The following is a 17,759-nucleotide window of genomic DNA, read 5'->3' as shown; positions in this document are numbered from 1 at the left end:
CCGTTCGCGCGTCAGGCGGAGGACTCAGCCGAGCGTGTGGCCGGCCGAGCGCAGCTGGCGGCAGGCCTCGGCGATGCGCGCGGCCATGCCCGCCTCGGCGAGCTTGCCCCAGGCACGCGGGTCGTAGGCCTTCTTGTTGCCCACCTCGCCGTCGATCTTGAGCACGCCGTCGTAGTTGCTGAACATGTGGCTGACGACCGGACGCGTGAAGGCGTACTGGGTGTCGGTGTCGATGTTCATCTTGATGACGCCGTTGTCGACGGCCTCGGCGATCTCGGCCTCGGTCGAGCCCGAGCCGCCGTGGAAGACGAGGTCGAACGGGTTGGTCTTGCCGACCTTCGCGCCGACGGCGTCCTGGATCTCCTTGAGGATGGCCGGGCGCAGCTTGACCGCACCGGGCTTGTAGACGCCGTGCACGTTCCCGAAGGTCAGGGCCGTCAGGTAGCGGCCCTTCTCGCCCGAGCCCAGGGCGGCGACCGTGGCCAGGCCGTCCTCGACCGTGGTGTAGAGCTTGTCGTTGATCTCGGCCTCGTGGCCGTCCTCCTCGCCACCGACGACGCCGATCTCGACCTCGAGGATGGTGCGCGCGGCAGCCGAGAGCTCGAGGAGCTCGGCGGAGATCGCGAGGTTCTCCTCGAGGGGGATGTCCGAGCCGTCGAACATGTGCGACTGGAAGGTCGGCAGCTTGCCGCCCTTGACCTGCTGCGCCTCGATCTGGAGCAGCGGGCGCACCCAGGTGTCGAGGTTGCTCTTGGTGCAGTGGTCCGTGTGGAGGGCGACGGTGATGCCGTAGCCCTTGGCGACCTCGGCCGCGTAGGCGGCGAGGGCCAGCGAGCCGGCGACGCGGTCCTTGACGGTCGAGCCCGAGGCGTACTCGGAGCCGCCCACGGAGACCTGGATGATGCCGTCCGACTCCGCCTCGGCGAAGCCCTGGAGCGCGGCCGTGAGGGTCTGCGACGAGGTGACGTTGACGGCGGGGTAGGCGAAGCTGCCCGCACGCGCCCGGTCGATCATCTCGTTGTAGACCTCGGGAGTGGCGATAGGCATGGGGTCTCCTGCGGTGAGTGGGGTGGTTTTCGGTCCCATGGTGGCACGGATCGACCCCGTCGCGTCGGGACCTCCCGCCCGGTGGCGCGCGGGCCGCGAGGCCGGCGGAACCGCGGCAGACCGCCGGTTCAGGCGTGCTGGACCACCCAGGTGTGCATCGCGATCGCCGCCGCAGCCCCGGCGTTGATCGACCGGGTCGAGCCGAACTGGCGGATGTGCAGGACGTCCTGGCACGCGGCCCGCGCGGCCTCCGACAACCCCGTACCCTCCTGGCCCAGGAGGAGGACGCAGGCCCGCGGCAGCGCGTACCCCTCGAGGGCCACCGATCCCGGCAGGTTGTCGATGCCGAGCACGGGCAGCCCCGCCTCCTCGGCCCAGGCCGTCAGGTCGGCGATCTCGGGGTGGTGCCGCAGGTGCTGGTAGCGATCGGTGACCATGGCCCCGCGGCGGTTCCACCGGCGTCGGCCCACCACGTGCACCTCGGCCGCGGCGAAGGCGTTCGCGGTGCGGACCACCGAGCCGATGTTGAGGTCGTGCGCCCAGTTCTCGATCGCGACGTGGAAGGGGTGCCGTCGGGTGTCGAGGTCGTGGACGATCGCCTCGACCGTCCAGTAGCGGTACTCGTCGACCACGTTGCGGCGGTCCCCGTGCTCGAGGAGCTCGACGTCGTAGCGCAGGGCGCCGTCGACCTCGAGCGCCGGCCACGCCTCAGGACCGCCCGGCCAGGGGCCGACCCCGACCTCCTCGTCCTTGACCGCCGCGGGCCCCTCCACGGAACCCGTCACCGGAGGCCTCGACGCCAGGCGTCCCGGGCCGTGAGGCGGGAGGCGGTGTGCAGCACGGACCGCTCGTAGAGCCGCGTCCCGAGGACGACGAAGAGCCCGGCCGTGCCCAGCACGACCAGCGCCGCGACCACGGGCTCCCAGGGCTCGGCGTTGTCGAGCACCACGCGCGCGGGCATGAGCAGCGGGGCGGTGAACGGCACGTAGGAGAGCACCCGCTGCGTCGGGCCCGGGTCGATCGCGAAGATGGCCGCGAAGAACGGGGCGATCACCAGGACCTGCATGAAGATCGTGGTGGAGTTGAGGTCCTCGACCCTCGAGGCCAGGGCCCCCGCCGCCGCCCACAGGCAGGCGAGCATGGTGAAGCCGAGCAGGAAGAACAGGACGAACCAGCCCGAGGCCCCGAGCACCACCTCGACCAGCCGGCCCTGCCCCGCGAGGGTCGCGGCGAGCAGACCGGCCCCCAGGATCACCACGATCTGCCCCACGGCCATCAGGGTGTTGCCCAGCACCTTGCCGGCCAGCAGCCATCGCACCGGGACCGCCGCGACCAGCAGCTCGACCACCCGGGACTGCTTCTCCTCGACCACGCTCTGCGCGATCGACATGCCGAAGGTCAGCACCGAGAGGTAGAAGAGGAAGGCGAAGAGCAGCACGAGCAGCTGCGGGGGCACGACGCTCGCCGGCTGCGCGTCGAGGAGCACGACCTCGGGGGTCGCCGGGGTGGTCAGGGACCGCACCTCGGCCGCGCTCAGGCCCGCCTCGGCCGCCGCGCCCGCGACCTGGACCTCGTTGGCCGCCGCCCGGACCAGGGCCTCGAGCTCGACCGGCACCGCCTCGGAGCCGACCAGACGCAGGTCGGTGATCCGCTCCCCGAGCAGGGCTGCGGCGACGTCCCCCGACTCCACGAGGGCCGCGGCGTCCCCCTCGGGCTCGACCTCGACGGCCGTGACGTCCGCCGCGGGCAGACCGGGGGCGCCGAGCATCAGCAGGGCCGGTGGCAGGTCGGCGTCGGGCTGCTGCGCCTCGGCGCCGAGCTCCGCGGCGCGCTCGACCACCTCGGCCGCGGCCTGCCCCTGCACCGCGACCCTGATGCTCGGGGTCTGGTTCGAGATCAGCACCGGGATCACGGTCGCGGCGATCACGAGCAGCAGCAGGAACAGGGTCGACCCGAGGAAGGCCTTGTCCCGGAGCTTGACGGTGATCTCCCGTGCTGCCACCACGCGGACGGTCGTCCAGCCGCTCATCGCACGGCCTCCCGGAAGATCTCGGCGAGGGTCGGGAGGACCGGGCTCATCTCGCGGACGAGGCCGTGCCGTTGGGCCTCGGCGAGCAGGGCCTGGTCGTCGGCGTCCTCCGCGAGGTCCACGACGACGACCGTCCCGTCGTGCGCGTGCAGGCTCACCCCGGGCACCTGGTCGAGGAAGGCCGCGACCCCCGACGGCGCCTCGGCCAGGGCTGCGGGGTCGCTCGCCGGGCCGGTGGCCGGGTCCTCGGGGAAGGGGTCCACCCGGAGCCGGAGCCGGCGTCCGGCGCGCTCGGTCCGCAGGCCGTCAGCCTCCCCCGCGGCGACCACCCGGCCGTGGTCGATGATCACGACGTCGTCGCAGAGCCGTTCGACGAGCTCGAGCTGGTGGGAGGAGAAGAGCACCGGGACCCCGGCCGCGGCCCGCAAGCGCAGGATCTCGGCCATCGCGTCCACGGCGATCGGGTCGAGGCCCGAGAAGGGCTCGTCCAGGACCAGGAGGGTCGGCTCGTGGACGAGGGCGGCGGCGACCTGCACGCGCTGCTGGTTGCCCAGGGAGAGGGTCTGCAGCAGGTCCTCGCTGCGGTCCTCGAGGCCGAGGAGCTCGAGCAGGGCGCCGGCGCGCTGCCGGGCGGTGGCGCCGCCCAGGCCGTGCACCCGGCCCAGGTACACCAGCTGCTCGGCGACCTTCATCTTGGGGTAGAGGCCGCGCTCCTCGGGCATGTAGCCGAAGCGGCGTCGCATCCCCAGGTCGAGCTCGGTGCCGCCCAGCTCGACCCGGCCGGAGTCCGGGGAGAGCACCCCCATGATGATCCGCATCGCCGTGGTCTTGCCGGCCCCGTTGGCCCCCACGAAGCCGGTCATCCGCCCGGGGCGGACGGTGAAGCTCACGTCCTCGAGGGCTGTCCGGTCTCCGAAGGTGCGGGTGACCCCGCTGAGCGTGAGCTCTTCTGGCACGGCGCGCCCTCCTGATGGTTCGTGCAGCCGACCCTAGCCGCGGACGGCGGTCCGGGCGTGCCGGGCTCAGGCCTGCCCGGGAGGCACCCCGAGGCGGGTCAGGAGGACGCGCGGTCCAGCAGGTCGGCCGCCGCGTCGCGGGCCCGGGCGAACGGGGCCTCGAGGGTGCCCATCCCGACCGTGACGATCGCGCCCTCGTAGAGCAGCATCAGGGTCTGGGACAGGGCCCCGGGGTCGCTGACCTCAGCCTCGGTGAGCAGGCGCTCGAAGAGCCCGAGGAGCCACCGCTTCTGCCGGAGGCTCTCGCGGGAGACGGGGTGGTCGGGGTCGTCGGTCTCGGCGCGGGCGTTGACCGCGCTGCACCCCCGCGGGCTGTTCGCCTCGGACCAGGCGGCGGCCGCGTCGAAGACGGCCAGGACGCGGGCGGTCCCCCCGGCGGCGACCGCGTCGAGGACGCCCTCGAGGTGCTCGCGCCATCGGAGGTCACGCTCCTGCAGGTAGGTCAGCACGAGGGCGTCCTTGGAGCCGAAGCGGTCGTAGAGGGTCTTCTTGGTCACCCCCGCCGCCTCCGCGATCGCGTCGACACCGACCGCGTGGATGCCGCGGGCGTAGAAGAGGGCCGAGGCCGCCGTGAGGACGCGACGCGCGCCAGGGGTCATCGCCGGGAGGGGATCGGGCGTCGCCATGGCTCGACTATACAGATCGGTATAGTCTCGCCGCATGAGTACACCGATCGGTATACCTGCCCGCGTCGTCGTGCCCCTCGCCTCGGTCGCCTTCGTCCTGTGCTGGAGCTCGGGGTTCCTCGGCGCCAAGCTCGGCAGCCACGACGCCCACCCCGTGACCCTGCTCGTGTGGCGGTTCGTGCCGCTGCTCCTGCTGCTGCTCGCCCTCGGAGCCCTGCGCCGACGCCGGCCCGGTCACCGGCTCGAGCCCGGTGAGGTCACGACCCACCTGCTCGTCGGGCTGCTCTCCCAGGTGGGCTACGTGCTGCCGGTCTACCTCGCGATCGGTGCGGGGGTCGCCTCGGGCACCACCGCCCTCATCGACGCCGTGCAGCCCCTGGTCGTGGCGACGCTGGTCGGCCCGCTGCTCGGGCTCCGGGTGGTCGCCATGCAGTGGCTCGGCCTCGTGACCGGCGCCGTCGGCGTGGTGCTCGTGGTCGGGGCCGACCTCGCCACGGCCTCGGCCCCCGCCTGGGCCTACACCCTGCCGCTCGCGGCGATGGCGAGCCTGGTCGCCGCGACCTTCGTCGCGCGCCGTCGTCCGACGACGACCAGCCCCCTGACCGCGCTGACCCTCCACGGCGCCGTCGGGGTGGTTGTCATCGGCGGGATCGCGCTCGCCACGGGCACGGCGGCACCACCGGCCCAGGCCTCGTTCTGGGGCGTCGCGCTCTTCCTCGCCGTCGTGCCGAGCCTCGGGGGCTACGGGCTCTACTGGGCGCTGCTCACCCGCATCGGCGTCACGCGGCTCAACGCCCTGCTGTTCCTCGTCGCCCCGACCACCGCGGTCGCGGGCGCCCTGCTCTTCGGCGAGCCGTTCACCCTCGGGACTGCGGCGGGCCTGCTGCTCAGCGGCGTGGCGGTCGCCCTCGTGCTGACCCACGAGCAGGCGGAGACCGACACCGCGCAGCAGGCGCCGCCCAGGGCGGGGGCAGGGGCGACGGCCGACGGGCAGGGCGGGACGAGGGATCCGGCCCAGGCCGAGCGACAGCCTGCGTCGTAGGCTCGGCACGTGACCCGCGACCACACCGCCCCGCGCGAGATCCACAGCTGGCTGACGGACATGGACGGGGTGCTGGTCCACGAGGGCAAGGCGCTGCCCGGCGCCGCGGACTTCGTCCGGACCCTGCGCGAGGCCGGTCGGCCGTTCCTCATCCTGACCAACAACTCGATCTACACCGAGCGGGACCTGCGCGCCCGGCTGCGCGCCGCGGGGATCGACGTCCCCGAGGGGGCGATCTGGACCTCGGCCCTCGCCACGGCGCAGTTCCTCGCCGACCAGGTCCCCGGGGGCAGCGCCTACGCGATCGGCGAGGCCGGGCTGACCACGGCGCTGTACGAGGCGGGGTACACCCTCACCGAGACCGACCCGGACTACGTGGTGCTGGGCGAGACCCGCACGTACTCCTTCGAGGCGATCACCCGGGCCGTCCGGCTCATCCAGGGCGGGGCGCGGTTCATCGCGACCAACCCGGACGTGACCGGGCCCAGCGCCCAGGGTGACCTGCCCGCGACGGGGGCGGTGGCCGCGATGATCACGGCGGCGACCGGGCGGAGCCCCTACTTCGTCGGCAAGCCCAACCCGATGATGTTCCGCTCAGCCCTCAACCGGATCGACGCCCACTCCGAGACCACGGCGATGGTCGGGGACCGCATGGACACCGACGTCGTGGCGGGGATCGAGGCCGGGCTGCAGACCTTCCTGGTCCTCACCGGCTCGACCCAGGAGCACCAGGTCGAGACCTTCCCCTTCCGCCCCGGCGCCGTCGTCCCCTCGATCCAGGACCTCACCCCCCTGATCTGACCCCACCTCGTGTCAGAACCTGGGATACCTCCAGCACCCCCACCTTCTGACACGAGCTCAGCCCCGTCTCGTGTCAGAACCTGGGGTGCCCCTGGCACCCTCAGGTTCTGACACGAGATCGGTGGTCAGGGGGTGGGGGTGGTGCCGAAGTCGACGCGGGGGACGGCGCGGACGGCAGGGTCCTGGGCCTCGAAGTACTCGGCCCGGGTGAAGTGGAACATGCCCGCGACGATGTTCGCCGGGAAGGTCTCGACCTTGGTGTTCATGGCCCGGACGTTGGCGTTGTAGAACCGCCGGCCCGCCGCGATGCGGTCCTCGGTGTTGGTGAGCTCGGCCTGGAGCTGCATGAAGTTCTCGCTCGCCCGCAGCTGCGGGTAGGCCTCGGCGACGGCGAACAGCCGGCCCATCGCCTGGCTGAGCATGTCCTCCTGGACGGCCTGCTCGGCCGGGCCCGACCCCGGGGTCGCAGCAGCCGCGCGGGCCCGGGTCACCTCGTCGAAGACGCCGCGCTCGTGGGCCGCGTAGCCCTTCACCGCCTCGACCAGGTTGGGGATGAGGTCGTGGCGCCGGTGCAGCTCGACGTCGATCTGGCGCCAGGCCTCCTGCACGAGGTTCCGTAGCCGGACGAAGCCGTTGTACGTCGCCACCCCCCACAGCAGCACGATCAGAGCGATCGCGAGCAGGACGAGCAGGACGATGCCGATCGTGTCCACCAGAGCCTCCATCATCGGTTGAGGGGATCGTAGCCGTGGTCCTGCCACACGAAGCGGGGCACGGCCTCGACGATCGCGCTCATGACCCCCAGGCGTCGGGCCACGAGGTGGTGCTGGGGCGCCCCCAGCGACCAGCACAGCACGTCCTGGCCCTCGATCCGTAGGGCCAGGCCCAGGGCGTCCGGCCGGAGGAGGCGCTCCATGAGCCGGGGGCTCAGCACGTCGTGCGCGAAGCGCTCGTCGGGGGCCGCGATCCGCCACGCGCGGTTGAAGGCCTCGGACTCGAACTGGATGTCCTGCGCGCCGAAGACCTTCGCCAGCCGGGCCCCCACCCCCTCGGGGGTCAGCTCGAGGGTCGGCAGGTAGGCCGGCAGGTGCAGGGCCAGCACGTGGAAGGTCGTCGTGCTCCGGTTCTTGCCCGAGCCCGTGGTGTACCGGTAGGCGAAGGAGACCGCCTGGCGGCCCTGGTACGTCCCCGTCACGACCCGGGTGGCCTGCCGCCCGCTGCCCTGGCCGAAGGGCTGCCCGCGCCACCGGGAGACCAGCGACGGGTCCGAGCCCACGTACTGCCAGCCGACCTGGGCCGCCCACTCCTTGGTCTTCTTGATGCCCCGGAAGTGCCACCACAGGCCCCCGAGCAGGACCGCCGGGACGATCAGCACCATGGCGAGCGGCACGAGGAAGGACAGGACGCCGAACACCACGTCGACCATCAGCGTCTCCCCTCCCGGGCGCAGGTCACGGGGGCGGGCTCAGGCCAGGCCGAGGTCGGCCAGGTCGAAGAGGTAGTGGTAGCTCAGGCCCTCGGCCTCGATGCGCTCCCGGGCCCCGGTCCCGCGGTCGACGATCACGGCGACACCCGCGACCTCGGCCCCGGCCTCGCGCAGGGCCTCGACGGCGGTGAGGACCGACCCGCCCGTGGTGGAGGTGTCCTCGACGGCGACCACGCGGCGTCCGACGACGTCGGGGCCCTCGATGCGCCGCTGCAGGCCGTGGGCCTTGCCCTCCTTGCGGACGACGAAGGAGTCCAGGTCCTGCCCTCGCGAGGCCGCGGCGTGCATCAGAGCCGTGGCGACCGGGTCCGCCCCGAGGGTCAGGCCTCCGACGGCGTCGACCTCCTGCGTGCCCAGCCCGACCTCCTCGAGGCGGTCGAGCAGCAGGTGCCCCACCAGCGGCCCGGCACGGTGGTGCAGGGTCACGCGGCGCAGGTCGACGTAGTAGTCGGCCTCCCGCCCCGAGGACAGGGTCACCCGGCCGTGCACGACGGCGAGCTCGGTGATGAGCGCGCGGAGCTGCTCGCGGGGCGTGGGTCCGAAGGCGTCGTTCACGCGGTCAGGCTAGCGGTCCTCGGTGCCCTCCTGGGCGACGTGCCGGCGCAGGCGCCGGTCCCCCGAGATCGCCCGGATCGCCGCGCGCGGCAGGAGCCGGGTGACCTCCGAGACGATCCCGTAGCGCAGGCTCGGCGTCGAGATCACCGCACCGCGGCGGACGTCGGCCAGGGCGGCAGCGACCACGGCGTCGGCGTTGAGCCACGCGAGCTCGGGGTAGACCTCCTGGTCGATGCCGGCCCGCTCGTGGAACTCGGTGTGCACCAGCCCCGGGCACAGGGCCGTGGCCGTGACGCCCGTGCCGCGCAGCTCGACGGCGAGGGCCTCGGTGAACACCCGCACCCAGGCCTTGTCCGCCGAGTAGGTGCCCATCGCGGTGAGGGCCGCGATCGAGGAGACGTTGACGACGGCCCCGCGGCCGCGCTCGACCATGGCCCCGGCCGCGGCGTGCGAGAGCACCATGACGGCGCGGACCATCACCTCGTGGGCGTCCAGGTGCGCGTCGAGGTCCCCGCCGACGAAGCGGGAGCCCACGGACAGTCCTGCGTTGTTGACCAGCAGGCTCACCGGGTCCTCGGTGCTGCGCAGCCGCTCGGCGACGCGGGCGACCTGCTCGCGGTCGGCGAGATCGGCCGGGAGCACCTCGGCGTGCACCCCCGCGGCAGCGCGCAGCTGGCTCGCCAGCCGCTCCAGACGGTCTTCGTTCCGGGCGACCAGCACGACGTCGTGCCGGGCGGTGGCGAGCTGCCAGGCGAACTCCAGGCCCAGGCCAGCGCTCGCACCGGTGATCAGGACGGTAGCCATGCAGCCACCCTACGCAGTGGCCCCGTGCGGGTGGGTCAGGTCGAGCGGATCGGGGGGTGAAGGTGTCGAGGAGGTGCACCGTCGCCGACGCCCCGGGTCCGTCCCCCCGGGCCGCGAGAGCGTCGCCCCCGGGCGGTAGCGTGCTCGCCATGCGGATCGCGACGTGGAACATCAACTCGGTCCGGGCTCGCGCCGACCGGGCCGTGGCCTGGCTCGAGAGCAGCGGCACCGACGTGCTGGCGCTGCAGGAGACCAAGTGCAAGGACGAGCAGTTCCCGCACGCCGTCTTCGAGGCTGCGGGCTACGAGGTCGCCCACGTCGGGCGAAGCCAGTGGAACGGCGTCGCCGTGGTGTCCCGCGTCGGGATCGAGGACGTCGAGGTGGCCTTCGCCGACCAGCCGGGCTTCGGCGAGGACGGACCCGTGGTCGAGGCCCGCGCCCTGGGGGCGACCTGCGGCGGGGTGCGCGTGTGGAGCCTGTACGTCCCGCACGGCCGGTCCCCGGATCACCCGCACTACGCCTACAAGCTGGCCTGGCTCGAGCAGCTGCGCCGCAACGCGGAGGGCTGGCTCGAGGCTGACCCGGCGGCGCAGCTCGCTCTGCTGGGCGACTGGAACGTCATCCCCTACGACTCCGACGTCTACGACGTCACGGCCTTCGAGGGCCACACCCACGTGACCCAGCCCGAGCGGGACGCCTTCTTCGCCTTCGCCGACGCCGGGTTCACGGAGGTCTCCCGGGTGCACGTCCCCGAGGAGGGCAGGTACACCTACTGGGACTACCAGCAGCTCGCCTTCCCCAAGAACAAGGGCCTGCGGATCGACTTCGCCTACACCTCCCCGGCCCTGACCGACCGCGTCACGGGGGTCTCGATCGACCGCGAGGCCCGCAAGGGCAAGGGCGCCTCGGACCACGTGCCCGTGGTGGTGGACCTCGAGGACTGAGCCGCACGGGGGACGACCGCACCAGGAGGACGGTCCGGCCAGTAGGTTGGCCCGCATGAGTACGCCGCAGGGGAGCTACGGCCTCGACCCCCACTCGCGCCCCGGGGGCAGCGACCCGTCTGCAGGGCCCAACCCGTACGCCCCGCCGGCCGAGGGGTCCGGCGACGCGTCGTCTCCCCCGCCCGGGTACGGCGCCCCTCCAGGATTCGGTCCCCCTCCGGGCTTCGGTCCCCCGCCCGCGGGCTACGGCTCGGGCTACCCGGGGCCCGGCCATCCCGGCCAGGGGTACGGCGCCCCGGGGTACAGCGGTGCACAGCACAACCCCCAGCAGTACCTGGCCCAGGGTTGGGCCACCCCGCCGCCGCCGACCGAGGGCCTCGCGGTCGCCGCCCTCGTGCTGGGGATCATCGGCCTGGTGGTCATCCAGATCACCGGCCCCGTCGCAGTGGTGCTGGGCATCATCGCCCTGGTCCGCATCCGGCGGCTCGGCACGCGCGGCCAGGGGCTGGCGATCGCCGGGCTCGTCACCGGAGGGGTCGCGACCCTCCTGCTCCTGCTCTTCGGGGTGTTCCTGGTCGCCGTCCTCACGGACGGCGCCCTGAACGGGTTCTCGTGAGCGGGCAGGCCCCCCGACAGGACGGCTACTACCCGCAGGAGGCGTACTACGCCCCGGGGTGGCAGGCCCCGCACCAGCCCTCCCCCGAGGAGCAGGACCGACGACGACGCCGCACCCGGCAGATCCTGCTCGCAGGGGCGGCCGTGCTCGGCGTCATCACGCTGGTCGCTGTGGTGCTGGGCGCGCGGTACGCCCTCGCGGTGCGCCCGCTGGGCGAGGTCGACTCCCCGACCACCGCCCATGCGCGGCAGCTCGACCGTGGCCACTGCCTGCCTGCCCTGCCTGCCGACGGGACGGTCGGCGAGGTCGACGTGGTGCCGTGCGACGAGCCCCACGTGGCCGAGGTGGTGGGGGCCCACACCCTGGCGGACGGACCGTGGCCGGGGTCGGCCGAGGCCGCCCGCAGCACCGCGGCCACCTGCGAGATGGAGACGGCCCAGCGCGAGCTCGGCTTCGAGCCCGTGGTCTGGGCCCCGAGCGAGGCCGCCTGGGGCCAGGGCTACCGGACCGGGCTGTGCCTCGCGCACCTGCCCGAGGGCGAGGCGCGAGGCTCCTGGGCCTCGGGGGACGTCACGCTCGAGGAGGGCTGACGAGCCCTCCTCGAGGGGGACGACGGTCAGCCGTTGAGACCCGAGAGGTGCGGCACCGAGGCCGTGATGACCGTGCCGTCGGCCCGCGTGGTCCCCAGCAGCGCCGAGGCGTCGGGCTCGCCCTGGATGCGCGGCCCCTGCCCGTCGAGGGGCACCGTCACGGGTCCGCGGGCCGGCACCCGCACGGCCTCGCCACGGACCGTGACGTCGAGGCCGTCACCGATCTCGTTCTCGAGCTCGATCTCCTGGTGCCGCACGGTGACCTTGACCCGTGATCCCCGGACCGTGAGCCGGAAGGTCAGGGAGGGCCAGGTCTCGGGCAGGCGGGGGTCGAAGCTGATCCTGCCGCCGTAGTCGCGCATCCCGGCGAAGCCGTGGACCAGGGCTCCCCACACCCCACCCGCCGAGGCGACGTGCACGCCGTCGGAGGTGTTGTGGTGCAGGTCGCCCAGGTCGACGAAGAGGGCGTCGTGGAAGTACCGCAGGGCGAGCTCGTGGTAGCCGACCTCGGCCGCGATGATCGACTGGACGACCCCGGACAACGAGGAGTCCCCCGTGGTGATCGGGTCGTAGTACTCGAAGTCGGCGCGCTTCTCCTCGGCCGTGAAGTGCTCCCCCTGGAGGAAGAGCGCCAGCACGACGTCGGCCTGCTTGAGCACCTGGAACCGGTAGATCACCAGCGGGTGGAAGTGGAGCAGCAGGGGGCGCTTGCTCGCCGGGGTGTTGGGCAGGTCCCAGACCTCGCGCTCGTGGAAGTGCGAGTCCTGCGGGTGGATGCCCAGGTTGTCGTCGTACGGGATCGCCATGGCGTCGGCGGCCCGCTCCCACTCGGCGATCTCCTCGCGCTCGAGGTGCAGCCGGGACACCATGCGGGCGTGCTCCTGGGGCCAGTCCCGCTCGAGCTGGCACACGGCCTCGGCCGCGCGGCGCAGGTTGAACCGGGCCATGACGTTGGTGAAGAGGTTGTCGTTGACGACCGTCGTGTACTCGTCGGGGCCGGTCACCCCGTGGATGTGGAAGGAGTCCGAGCCGTTGCCCCGCCAGAAGCCCAGGTCCGCCCACATGCGCGCGGTCTGCACGAGGATGTCGATGCCCTCGCGGGCCATGAACTCGTCGTCGCCGGTCGCCTGGACGTACTTGCTGATCGCGAAGGAGACGTCGGCGTCGATGTGGTACTGCGCGGTGCCTGCCGCGTAGTAGGCCGAGGCCTCCTCGCCGTTGATGGTCCGCCACGGGAACAGGGCGCCGTGCTGGGTGAGCTCGGAGGCCCGGCGCACCGCGGCAGGCAGCATCGTGTACCGGAAGCGCAGGGCGTTCCGGGCGTACAGCGGCGTCGTGTACGTCAGGTAGGGCACCACGTAGACCTCGGTGTCCCAGAAGTAGTGACCGCTGTAGCCCGAGCCGGTCAGACCCTTGGCGGGGATGCCGTTGCCCTCGGCCCGGGCCGAGGCCTGCGCGAGCTGGTAGAGGTTCCAGCGCACGGCCTGCTGCACCTCGGGCTGGGCCTCGATCTCGACGTCGGACCGCTCCCAGTAGGCGTCGAGCCAGGCACGCTGGTCCGCGAACTGCTGCTCGACCCCCTCTTCACGGACCCGGTCCAGGGTGCGCCGGCACCGGTTGGTCAGCTCACGGGCCGGGACGTTGCGCGAGGTGTGGTACGCGATCGCCTTGGTGATGGTGATGGGCGACCCCGCCTCGGCGCGGATCCGGTAGACGTGCTTGGCGTGGTCCTCCTCGACCTGGGTGAAGACCTTGTACTCGTTCTCGGTGTCGATGGTGTGGTCGGCGCCGACCGCGAGGCTCATCCGCGAGTTGGTGCAGCGGTAGCCGAGCATCATCCGCTCGTCGTCGCCCCAGTGCTCGGTCGGCTGGAGCACCCGCTCCTCGAAACGCTCCGCGCGACGGGGGTCGTTCATGCCGAGGGGCTGGGGCTTGACGCGGAACTCGTCGAGACCGTCCTGGCGGTTGAGCACCTGGGAGGAGACGACGACGGGGACGTCACGGTCCAGGACCGTGACCTCGTAGGTGAGGATCGCGAGGTGCCTCTGCCGGAAGGACACCATGCGCTGGGAGCGGATGCGGACGCGGTTCCCGGCCGGGGTGCGCCAGACGACCTCGCGCCGCAGCACGCCGTCGCGCATGTCCAGGGTGCGCTCGTACTCGACCAGGTCCGCGACCGAGAGCAGCAGCGGCTCGTCGTCGACGTAGATCCGCATGATCTTGGTGTCGGGGGCGTTGACGATCGTCTGGCCGACCTGGGCGAAGCCGAAGGCCTCCTCCGCGTGCCGGATCGGCCAGGTCTCGTGGAAGCCGTTGATGAACGTGCCGTGGCTGTGGCTGTCGCGCCCCTCCTCGACGTTGCCACGCATCCCCAGGTAGCCGTTGCCGACCGAGAACAGCGTCTCCGTGACCCCCAGGTCGCCGTGCTCGTAGAAGGTCTCGGTCAGGCGCCACGGGTCGACGGGGAACCGGATCCGGTCCAGGTGCTCGGGCAGGGGCCCGAAGGAGGTCTGGGGCTCGGGGGACGCCGTCTCGTGGGCTGCGGGCTGGGTCATCGGACCACCAGCTCGGCCAGGTCCCCGACCACGACGTCGGCCCCGGCGTCGCGCAGCACCTGCGGTCCCGCACCGCGGTCGACCCCGACGACGAGCCCGAAGTCCCCGTGGCGCCCCGCCTGGACCCCGGAGACCGCGTCCTCGAGCACGACGGCCCGGGCCGCCGGGACCCCGAGGGCCTCGGCGGCGTAGAGGTACGTCGCGCCCGAGGGCTTGCCCTCCAGCCCGCGCGCGCGGGCCACCTCCCCGTCGACGACGACCTCGAAACGGTCCGCGAGGCCGGCGGCGGCCAGCACGGCCGGCGCGTTCCGCGAGCTCGAGACCACGGCGATCTCGGTGCCGCGGGTGGCCAGCAGGTCGAGCAGCAGCACCGAGCCCGGGTACGGCACCACCCCGTCGGTCGCGAGGATCCGGGAGAAGACCGCGTTCTTGGCGTTGCCCAGCCCGCAGACCGTCTCGGTCCCCGGCTCGTCGCTCGGGTCCCCCTCGGGCAGCACGAGCCCGCGCGAGGCGAGGGCCGAGCGCACGCCGTCGTAGCGGGGCTTGCCGTCGACGTACCGGAAGTAGTCCTCGTCGGTGTAGGCGGGCTCGACGTCGTGGGCCTCGAAGAAGGTGGTGAACATCTGGCGCCACGCGTGCATGTGGACGTCCGCGGTCGGGGTCAGGACGCCGTCGAGGTCGAAGAGTGCGGCGTCGTACTCGTCCCAGTTCATGGAGTCGACGCTAGTGCGTGAACCCCCGTGGTTGGCGAACCGCGCCGGGTGAGGTCTGGGCGCCGTGCCGAGCTCAGGCGGTGACCGCCGTGAGGACCAGCCCCTCGGCCCGCGCGCCACCCGGCGCGTCCACGGCCTCGGGCGCGGGGCGGTCGACCAGGACCGCGCCGCCGTCGGACACCTGCCCGGCGAGCAGCATCCGGGCCAGCTGGTCGCCGATCTGGCGCTGCACGAGCCGTCGCAGCGGCCGGGCGCCGTAGGCCGGGTCGAAGCCCTCGAGGGCCAGCCACTCCCGCGCCGCCGTGGTCACCTCGAGGCGCAGCCGACGGTCGGCGAGCCGGTCCGCGAGCCGGGTGATCTGCAGGTCCACGATCTGGCCGAGCTCGGCCAGGGTCAGGGCGTCGAAGATCACGACGTCGTCGAGCCGGTTGAGGAACTCGGGCTTGAAAGCGCCCCGCACCGCGGTCATCACGGCCTCACGCTTGGCCTCGACCGCGAGGGTCGGGTCCACGAGGAACTGCGAGCCGAGGTTCGAGGTGAGCACCAGGATCGCGTTGCGGAAGTCCACGGTGCGGCCCTGGCCGTCGGTCAGACGACCGTCGTCGAGCACCTGCAGCAGCACGTCGAACACCTCGGGGTGGGCCTTCTCGACCTCGTCGAGGAGCACCACCGAGTACGGGCGACGGCGCACGGCCTCGGTCAGCTGGCCGCCCTCCTCGTACCCCACGTACCCGGGAGGGGCACCGACCAGGCGGGCCACCGAGTGCTTCTCGCCGTACTCGGACATGTCGATGCGGACCATGGCCCGCTCGTCGTCGAAGAGGAAGTCCGCGAGGGACTTGGCGAGCTCGGTCTTGCCCACGCCGGTGGGCCCGAGGAAGAGGAAGGACCCGGTGGGCCGGTCGGGATCGGCGATCCCGGCCCGCGAGCGCCGCACCGCGTCGCTGACCGCGGTGACGGCCTGCTGCTGGCCGATGAGCCGCGAGCCGAGCACCTCCTCCATGCGCAGCAGCTTGGCCGTCTCGCCCTCGAGCAGGCGCCCGGTGGGGATGCCGGTCCAGGCCGAGACCACCTCGGCGATCTCGTCCGGGCCGACCTTCTCGGCGATCATCGGTGCCTCGGGCCGCGCTGCCCGCGGGGCGCCACCCTCGATCTGCAGGGTGTCCCCCGCACCGTCGCCCTCGGTCGGCTGGGCGCCGTGACCTGCCCCGCCGTGGTCGAGCTCCGCGGCCTCAGCCGCGGCGATCTCCTTCTCGACGGCGGGGATCTCGCCGTAGAGGAGCCGGGAGGCCCCCGCGAGGTCGCCGTCGCGCTGGTGCCGCTCGGCCGCGACCCGCAGCTCGTCGAGCCGCACGCGCAGGTCACCCAGGTGGTTCTGCCCGGCCTTCTCGCGCTCCCACCGGGCGGTGAGGGCGGCGAGGTCCTCGCGACGGTCGGCGAGCTCGGCCCGCAGCCTCTCGAGGCGGTCCCGCGAGGCGTCGTCGTCGGCCTCGGAGAGGTGCAGCTCCTCCATCGAGAGACGGTCGACGGCGCGACGGAGCTCGTCGATCTCGACCGGGGAGGAGTCGAGCTCCATGCGCAGCCGCGAGGCCGCCTCGTCGATGAGGTCGATGGCCTTGTCAGGCAGCTGGCGTGCGGTGATGTAGCGGTCGGACAGCGTGGCCGCGGCGACCAGGGCGGCGTCGGAGATCCCGACCTTGTGGTGGGCCTGGTAGCGCTCCTTGAGACCGCGCAGGATCGCGACGGTGTCCTCGACGCTGGGCTCGCCGACGAAGACCTGCTGGAACCGGCGCTCGAGGGCAGGGTCCTTCTCGATGCGCTCGCGGAACTCGTCGAGGGTGGTCGCCCCGATGAGCCGCAGCTCGCCGCGGGCCAGCATGGGCTTGAGCATGTTGCCCGCGTCCATGCTGCCCTCGGCAGCCCCGGCGCCGACCACGGTGTGGAGCTCGTCGATGAAGGTCACGACCTCGCCGTCGGAGGACTTGATCTCGTCGAGGACGGCCTTGAGCCGCTCCTCGAACTCGCCGCGGAACTTGGCCCCCGCGACCATCGAGGCGAGGTCGAGGGAGATCAGGCGCTTGCCGCGCAAGGACTCGGGGACGTCCCCGGCGACGATGCGCTGGGCGAGGCCCTCGACGACGGCCGTCTTGCCGACGCCCGGCTCGCCGATGAGCACCGGGTTGTTCTTGGTGCGGCGCGAGAGCACCTGGACCACGCGGCGGATCTCTCCGTCGCGGCCGATCACGGGGTCGAGGCGACCGTCGGCGGCCGCGGCGGTCAGGTCGACGCCGTACTTCTCGAGGGCCTTGTAGGTGCCCTCGGGGTCCGGGCTGGTGACCCGGGCGGTCCCGCGCACGGTCGGCAGGGCGTCGAGGAGCGCCTGCCGGGTGGCTCCGGCCGAGGTGAGCGCGTCCGCTGCGGCGGAGCTGCCCGCGGCCAGGCCCAGCAGCAGGTGCTCGGCGGAGATGTACTCGTCACCGAGGGCCTGGGCCTCGGTCTGGGCCGCCGCAAGGGTCGCGTTGAGGGACCGGGAGGAGGTGGGTTGGCCGACGGCCTCGCCGCTCACCGCAGGCAGGGCGGTCCGCACGGCCTCGACCCGCCGGGTGAGGGCGGCACGGTCGGCCCCCACGGCGTCGAGCAGGCCGACCGCGACGCCGCCGTCCTGCTGGAGCAGGGCGCCGAGCAGGTGGATCGGCTCGATCTGCGGGTTGCTCGAGGCGGACTGGATCGCGCCGGCGAGAGCCTCCTGGGCCTTGGTCGTGAACTTGGAGTCCATGGTGCGTGCGCCTCCGTGCAGGGTGTCGGTCGTCTGACCGGGTAACGAGCTCAGAGTTGAGTCTATTCCACTCAACTCTGACGAGCAGGTTCGGCTCGTCTGCCCGACCCCACCCTCGGGCCTGGAACGCGAGGAGGTGCCGCGCCCCGCCGTCGCGCC

Annotated in this window: 17 protein-coding genes; 5 read left to right on the top strand and 12 right to left on the bottom strand. The window is 72.8% G+C overall.

From position 1 onward, the window contains the following. Positions 1–24: 24 nt before the first annotated feature. The 5 genes from fbaA to J4G33_RS15005 form a co-directional block, all read right to left on the bottom strand. The gene (fbaA, locus tag J4G33_RS15025) at positions 25–1,047 is read right to left on the bottom strand and encodes a class II fructose-bisphosphate aldolase (RefSeq protein WP_208056805.1); all 1,023 of its coding nucleotides are present in this window, start codon (positions 1,045–1,047) and stop codon (positions 25–27) included. Positions 1,048–1,175: 128 nt separating this feature from the next. After that, positions 1,176–1,832, bottom strand: a complete 657-nt coding sequence (locus J4G33_RS15020) for a TrmH family RNA methyltransferase (protein ID WP_208056804.1) — start codon at positions 1,830–1,832, stop codon at positions 1,176–1,178. Continuing rightward, positions 1,829–3,076: an ABC transporter permease gene (locus J4G33_RS15015; RefSeq protein WP_208056803.1), complete on the bottom strand. Its 1,248-nt coding sequence runs from the start codon at positions 3,074–3,076 to the stop codon at positions 1,829–1,831. The genes J4G33_RS15020 and J4G33_RS15015 overlap by 4 nt, the downstream gene beginning before the upstream one ends. Further along, a complete protein-coding gene (locus tag J4G33_RS15010; RefSeq protein WP_307793941.1) occupies positions 3,073–4,032 on the bottom strand; it encodes an ABC transporter ATP-binding protein in 960 nt (319 codons plus the stop codon). The genes J4G33_RS15015 and J4G33_RS15010 overlap by 4 nt, the downstream gene beginning before the upstream one ends. 98 nt (positions 4,033–4,130) lie before the next feature. Continuing rightward, the gene (locus tag J4G33_RS15005) at positions 4,131–4,718 is read right to left on the bottom strand and encodes a TetR/AcrR family transcriptional regulator (protein WP_208056802.1); all 588 of its coding nucleotides are present in this window, start codon (positions 4,716–4,718) and stop codon (positions 4,131–4,133) included. 34 nt (positions 4,719–4,752) lie between these two features. On the opposite strand from J4G33_RS15005, the gene J4G33_RS15000 reads away from it, so the two are divergent. Together J4G33_RS15000 and J4G33_RS14995 are read left to right on the top strand one after the other, a co-directional pair. Continuing rightward, positions 4,753–5,760, top strand: a complete 1,008-nt coding sequence (locus tag J4G33_RS15000; RefSeq protein WP_243759208.1) for a DMT family transporter — start codon at positions 4,753–4,755, stop codon at positions 5,758–5,760. 60 nt (positions 5,761–5,820) lie between these two features. After that, positions 5,821–6,561 carry an HAD-IIA family hydrolase gene (locus J4G33_RS14995; protein ID WP_208056895.1) on the top strand — a complete coding sequence of 247 codons (741 nt, stop codon included), beginning with the start codon at positions 5,821–5,823 and terminating at the stop codon, positions 6,559–6,561. A gap of 125 nt (positions 6,562–6,686) precedes the next feature. On the opposite strand, the gene J4G33_RS14990 is transcribed toward J4G33_RS14995, so the two are convergent. From J4G33_RS14990 to J4G33_RS14975, 4 genes are read right to left on the bottom strand one after another with little or no spacing between them, the layout of a single operon-like run. Beyond that, on the bottom strand, positions 6,687–7,274 hold the full coding sequence (locus J4G33_RS14990) for a LemA family protein (RefSeq protein ID WP_307793940.1): 588 nt from the start codon (positions 7,272–7,274) through the stop codon (positions 6,687–6,689). An 11-nt stretch (positions 7,275–7,285) separates the two neighbouring features. Further along, a complete protein-coding gene (locus J4G33_RS14985; RefSeq protein ID WP_208056801.1) occupies positions 7,286–7,987 on the bottom strand; it encodes a hypothetical protein in 702 nt (233 codons plus the stop codon). Between the two features lie 39 nt (positions 7,988–8,026). After that, positions 8,027–8,602 (bottom strand): orotate phosphoribosyltransferase, encoded by a 576-nt coding sequence (gene pyrE, locus J4G33_RS14980; protein WP_208056800.1) that lies wholly within the window; start codon positions 8,600–8,602, stop codon positions 8,027–8,029. A 9-nt stretch (positions 8,603–8,611) separates the two neighbouring features. Further along, a complete protein-coding gene (locus J4G33_RS14975) occupies positions 8,612–9,406 on the bottom strand; it encodes an SDR family NAD(P)-dependent oxidoreductase (protein ID WP_208056799.1) in 795 nt (264 codons plus the stop codon). A 149-nt stretch (positions 9,407–9,555) separates the two neighbouring features. On the opposite strand from J4G33_RS14975, the gene J4G33_RS14970 reads away from it, so the two are divergent. The 3 genes from J4G33_RS14970 to J4G33_RS14960 are packed head-to-tail and all read left to right on the top strand — an operon-like array spanning position 9,556 to position 11,556. Next, positions 9,556–10,350, top strand: coding sequence for an exodeoxyribonuclease III (locus tag J4G33_RS14970; RefSeq protein ID WP_208056798.1), 795 nt, complete (start codon positions 9,556–9,558; stop codon positions 10,348–10,350). Between the two features lie 55 nt (positions 10,351–10,405). Next, positions 10,406–10,966 carry a DUF4190 domain-containing protein gene (locus J4G33_RS17655; protein ID WP_208056797.1) on the top strand — a complete coding sequence of 187 codons (561 nt, stop codon included), beginning with the start codon at positions 10,406–10,408 and terminating at the stop codon, positions 10,964–10,966. Next, positions 10,963–11,556, top strand: coding sequence for a septum formation family protein (locus J4G33_RS14960; RefSeq protein ID WP_208056796.1), 594 nt, complete (start codon positions 10,963–10,965; stop codon positions 11,554–11,556). The genes J4G33_RS17655 and J4G33_RS14960 overlap by 4 nt, the downstream gene beginning before the upstream one ends. Positions 11,557–11,582: 26 nt before the next feature. Here the strand turns inward: J4G33_RS14960 and J4G33_RS14955 are convergent, their stop codons facing one another. The 3 genes from J4G33_RS14955 to J4G33_RS14945 form a co-directional block, all read right to left on the bottom strand. Then, on the bottom strand, positions 11,583–14,111 hold the full coding sequence (locus J4G33_RS14955; protein WP_208056795.1) for a glycoside hydrolase family 65 protein: 2,529 nt from the start codon (positions 14,109–14,111) through the stop codon (positions 11,583–11,585). Continuing rightward, complete coding sequence (locus J4G33_RS14950; protein WP_208056794.1) at positions 14,108–14,824, bottom strand: HAD family hydrolase; 717 nt, start codon at positions 14,822–14,824, stop codon at positions 14,108–14,110. Before J4G33_RS14950 ends, J4G33_RS14955 begins: the two co-directional genes overlap by 4 nt. Before the next feature lie 73 nt (positions 14,825–14,897). Beyond that, positions 14,898–17,600, bottom strand: coding sequence for an ATP-dependent Clp protease ATP-binding subunit (locus J4G33_RS14945; protein ID WP_208056793.1), 2,703 nt, complete (start codon positions 17,598–17,600; stop codon positions 14,898–14,900). Between the last annotated feature and the right edge of the window lie 159 nt (positions 17,601–17,759).

The organism is Actinotalea soli (genome assembly GCF_017565425.1).
GTDB classification, from domain to species: Bacteria; Actinomycetota; Actinomycetes; order Actinomycetales; family Cellulomonadaceae; genus Actinotalea; species Actinotalea soli.
This window is presented reverse-complemented; position numbering and strand designations above follow the sequence as displayed.

Excerpts from the sequence above, each read along its gene's own strand:
- J4G33_RS15015 (WP_208056803.1), bottom strand. The coding sequence starts at position 3,076 with ATGAGCGGCTGGACGACCGTCCGCGTGGTGGCAGCACGGGAGATCACC.
- J4G33_RS14950 (WP_208056794.1), bottom strand. The coding sequence starts at position 14,824 with ATGAACTGGGACGAGTACGACGCCGCACTCTTCGACCTCGACGGCGTC.
- fbaA (WP_208056805.1), bottom strand. The coding sequence starts at position 1,047 with ATGCCTATCGCCACTCCCGAGGTCTACAACGAGATGATCGACCGGGCG.
- J4G33_RS17655 (WP_208056797.1), top strand. The coding sequence starts at position 10,406 with ATGAGTACGCCGCAGGGGAGCTACGGCCTCGACCCCCACTCGCGCCCC.
- J4G33_RS14985 (WP_208056801.1), bottom strand. The coding sequence starts at position 7,987 with ATGGTCGACGTGGTGTTCGGCGTCCTGTCCTTCCTCGTGCCGCTCGCC.
- J4G33_RS15000 (WP_243759208.1), top strand. The coding sequence starts at position 4,753 with ATGAGTACACCGATCGGTATACCTGCCCGCGTCGTCGTGCCCCTCGCC.
- J4G33_RS14955 (WP_208056795.1), bottom strand. The coding sequence starts at position 14,111 with ATGACCCAGCCCGCAGCCCACGAGACGGCGTCCCCCGAGCCCCAGACC.
- J4G33_RS14970 (WP_208056798.1), top strand. The coding sequence starts at position 9,556 with ATGCGGATCGCGACGTGGAACATCAACTCGGTCCGGGCTCGCGCCGAC.
- J4G33_RS14945 (WP_208056793.1), bottom strand. The coding sequence starts at position 17,600 with ATGGACTCCAAGTTCACGACCAAGGCCCAGGAGGCTCTCGCCGGCGCG.
- J4G33_RS14995 (WP_208056895.1), top strand. The coding sequence starts at position 5,821 with ATGGACGGGGTGCTGGTCCACGAGGGCAAGGCGCTGCCCGGCGCCGCG.
- J4G33_RS14975 (WP_208056799.1), bottom strand. The coding sequence starts at position 9,406 with ATGGCTACCGTCCTGATCACCGGTGCGAGCGCTGGCCTGGGCCTGGAG.
- J4G33_RS15005 (WP_208056802.1), bottom strand. The coding sequence starts at position 4,718 with ATGGCGACGCCCGATCCCCTCCCGGCGATGACCCCTGGCGCGCGTCGC.